This window comes from uncultured Bacteroides sp., assembly GCF_937912035.1.
GTDB lineage: Bacteria > Bacteroidota > Bacteroidia > Bacteroidales > Bacteroidaceae > Phocaeicola.
Map to the genome: position 1 here is coordinate 1 of NZ_CALDPF010000012.1, position 3,893 is coordinate 3,893.

General features: G+C 37.9%; 2 protein-coding genes. One reads left to right on the top strand and one right to left on the bottom strand.

Annotated elements, in window-relative coordinates:
- Positions 1-345: 345 nt before the first annotated feature.
- On the top strand, positions 346-2,595 hold the full coding sequence (locus tag Q0486_RS01920) for a glycoside hydrolase domain-containing protein (protein ID WP_299229949.1): 2,250 nt from the start codon (positions 346-348) through the stop codon (positions 2,593-2,595).
- A 42-nt stretch (positions 2,596-2,637) separates the two neighbouring features.
- On the opposite strand, the gene Q0486_RS01925 is transcribed toward Q0486_RS01920, so the two are convergent.
- Positions 2,638-3,657, bottom strand: a complete 1,020-nt coding sequence (locus tag Q0486_RS01925; protein ID WP_299229951.1) for a hypothetical protein — start codon at positions 3,655-3,657, stop codon at positions 2,638-2,640.
- Positions 3,658-3,893 lie beyond the last annotated feature (236 nt).

Genomic DNA, 3,893 nt, shown 5'->3' on the forward strand with positions numbered 1-3,893 from the left:
TAAACGCTTATATCTATTAATAAGAAATCTACTTTTTATTTGTAAACACAAACATAAAAAATATTTTTTGTACCATACAATACATATCAAAAATAGTCTTTTAATCATCCCATATGAATAAGGACATATCCTAAAGGTGTATTTAAATTAAATATATACTCCAAAAATTCTTGTGATATTGTTAAGATTATAGAACTAAGAAACATCTTAATTATGAAACAGACAACATCCCTGATATCTAAAATTTCTTGATATAAATTTCTAACTTTGTTTACAAAATCCTGCTCTTCTACTTTTTATTAATAGATTTGCAAATCACATTTTTAAAAGGAGAGGAAAACAAATATGGATGAAGCAGTTTTAAACGCCCAAAAATGGTTAAATGCAACTTATAATGGAAAAAATGGCTACAGTGTAATTGATGAAGATGGAATGATTGGATCCGGTACTGTCAAGGCACTGATCATTGCCCTTCAGATTGAAGAAGGAGAAACTAATCCCGACGGTATATTTGGAAAAAATACAGCCAGCAAATGCCCCGAGCTTTCATCTGGTTACACTGACACAACACACAACTACTGTAAAATTTTGCAACATGGACTGTATTGTAAAGGATATAGCCCGACAGCGGTAACCGGTTATTTTGGTCCGAACACCAAAGCAGCCATCGAAAGTATTCAGAGTGACGCTGGTATTTCTCCTACTGGTGTAGTTAACGGAAAACTTATGAAACAAATTTTATCCCTTGACGCACTCGTTAACAAAGGAGATGAAAAAATCCGTGAGATTCAAAGAGCCCTTAATGGGAACTACCTGGATTACTTTGATATCATACCTACAGATGGAAGACCAAGCCGCCAGCTTGCAAAGGGATTGATATACGCTTTACAGGCAGAAGAAGGGCTTAGTACAAGTACTGCAAATGGTACATTCGGTCCTACTACCAAGGCAAAATGTCCTACTTTGTCAGAAGGGGATACCCGCCAGGCATTTGTAAAAATTTTGCAATATGCGCTCTATATCAACGGAAAATATATTTCCTCTTTTTCTGGAATTTTTGATTCAGCTACAAAAAAAGCAGTTGAAGACTTCCAGCGTTTTGCCTGTCTGCCCGTGGGAATATATGGTACGGCAGATTTAATGACATGGCTCTCCCTTTTAACAAGCAGTGGTGACTCAAACCGTGCTACTTCTGCCTGTGATGCTTCCAAAACTATTACGGATGGACGACTTGCTGTTCTTCATAGTAATAATTATCACACTTTTGGGCGTTACCTAACCGGTACATATGCTATGAGTGCGGATGAAATAAACCGCGTTCTTGGACAAAACTCTGACCGCAGTGATAATGAAATTAAAGACAGAATCTTTCCTATTTTTCAGAGAACCGGCTGCCCGATTCCTTCAAATAAAATCGCATACTTTACCCCTGAACAGGGAGAAACAGATGGAAAAGAAGCCGTTGAAGCAGCTTTCAACTTCGGTTTTAAAGATGGAACCATGATTTTCTTCGCCTCCGATGTCGATGCATATGATTATCAGGTAAAAGAAATATTGCTTCCTTACTATAAAAAAGTAAAAGAGGCATTCGATAAATATAAAAAACGAGAGTATATAATGGGACTCTACGGACCTCGTAATACATGTATTCAGGTCTGTGATGCCGGTTATGCTTCTGCATGCTTTGTCAGTGATATGTCTACCGGATATAGTGGAAACCTGGGATATCCACTCCCAAACTTATGGGCATTTGACCAGTTCGCCGGTGACGAATTTGGTGAAACAGGTGATGCCGATTACATTGATATTGATAAGGTCGCTGTATCCGGTTATTATCTCGGCGAATCCGAAATCAAATTATATGATCCTTTAGACCCATATGAAAATAAAATGCTTGCAGATGCAATTAAAACTGCTGTATATATTACAGCTCAATTTGAGACAAGTTATGGAGATGATATTTCAAAAGCATATTCTTGTGTCAGCGGTAATCATGATGGGCAGGGTATGTCATTCGGTATTATCCAGTATAATTTTGGTCAGGAAACGTTGCAGTCACTTCTCAAGGACATGATTGCCCAGTCTCCTGATACCATGTCCCAAATTTTTGGTTCCGATTACGAAACTTTAACAAATATATTGAACCAAACAACAGATGCTATGATAGCATGGGCTAACGAAATCAGTACCGAAGACAAATCTACCCTTATCTCACCTTGGAGAGAATATTTTCATTCACTGGGGGAAAATGAATTGTGTCGTTCTTTACAACAAGAACATATGGAACCCTATTGGCGCCAGGCTATTGACCCAATTTGCAAAAATTATGGAATTAAAACCTGCAGGGGATATGCCTTGGCCTTCGATATAGCCGTAAATCGTTGGGCACTTGGGAATGATGTATACCAAAAAATTATGGAACAAGTAACGGAAAATACTACAGAAAAAGAATTGCTTCAACTTATGGTATCTTACGATTCCTCCTCCACCAGAGCTCGCCGTGAAGCGATTTTAAATGGAAGTGGTAGAGTTAATAACACAGACATTAATCTCGAGAAAGACTACGGACTGAATGATACTCCTTTCCGTGAATAATCACCCCAAAATCCCATGGTGTAAAAAACACCATGGGATTTTTTATTCCTTTGTGTAATAATTATTTCCTGTAGGAAAACCCTTGACACCAGGTTCTCCGTTCTCATCTATATAAACGATAATACCATTTTCACAAAATGTAAAAAACATCGTCCCTCCATGCCCATATCCATCATCCTCATATTCCACAATACATTCTCCGCCTTCAATAATACCGCTAAATTCTGTATACACATTTTTTTCCAAAAAGTCCTTATATTGGCTCATATTCCCTTGGATCATTCCCCTGGAATCAATATTCAACTCCATATATGTGTTCTCCATAGTTTCCTTCCGCACTGGCATTGCCACTCCTCTTACCCCTACCGGATATATAGGTAGCCATCTTCCACTATAATCACTATAATCCGTACACGTTATTTTACTTCCTATTTCCTGAATCACTTCCAGTTCAAAAGGAGTTAGGCGATGGTAAAGTTGATACACTCCTTCTGCCAGCAGACCTGCACTCTCTTCCCTATCCTCCTTTTCAAAATACCCAACCGACATAACCACTTCATCAATCTGATAAGAAAGAATATACTTTCCAATTATTTTATCACTATCTTCCGAAGAATAGATATCTCCTACATACAAATTCGTATTTTCCTGTTTATACGCAGTCCCTCTAAATGGAGTACAATCATACTCACTTTGAACTATATGTATAAAAATATCTATCGTTTCTCCCATATTTTCACACTCAATTGACAACTCATCCCAATATCCTCTCTTTTCATAATAATTTTTTTCAAGTCCTGAAAGTTCCTCTGTTTTTCTGGAAAAATATTTGTGCAAATGAGATATTTCTGGAAGTACAGCATCCCCCGCATCCGGGATAAACATCCCATATGGGAATTGTTCTTCCTCTACTTCATCTGCTTCCTCCGTTTCCACGACATCGCTTACTCCTGTGTCTGTATCCTTCTTCAATGCACCATTCCTATATGGCTCAACTTCCCTATGACAACCTATACAAAAAAGAAATAATCCTGCAATCAATAATCCGTTCCCTAATTTCATTCTCATCCCATCTTTACCTCTTGATTTGCCCCTTCCTTAGTCTGCTTTTTTCTATCCTTCTCATCCATTCACTCTCATCCGCAAAACTGAGAATTTACATCATTTACTGTTTCTTCCCCAGAACTCAACTTTCCGGAACCATGACCCGATATAATCCGCTTGTACAATTCACATATATTGGTTCCTCTAACAGCCCCATCTCTCCATAAAAAGTAAATTCCCTGCTTTCATCCCCG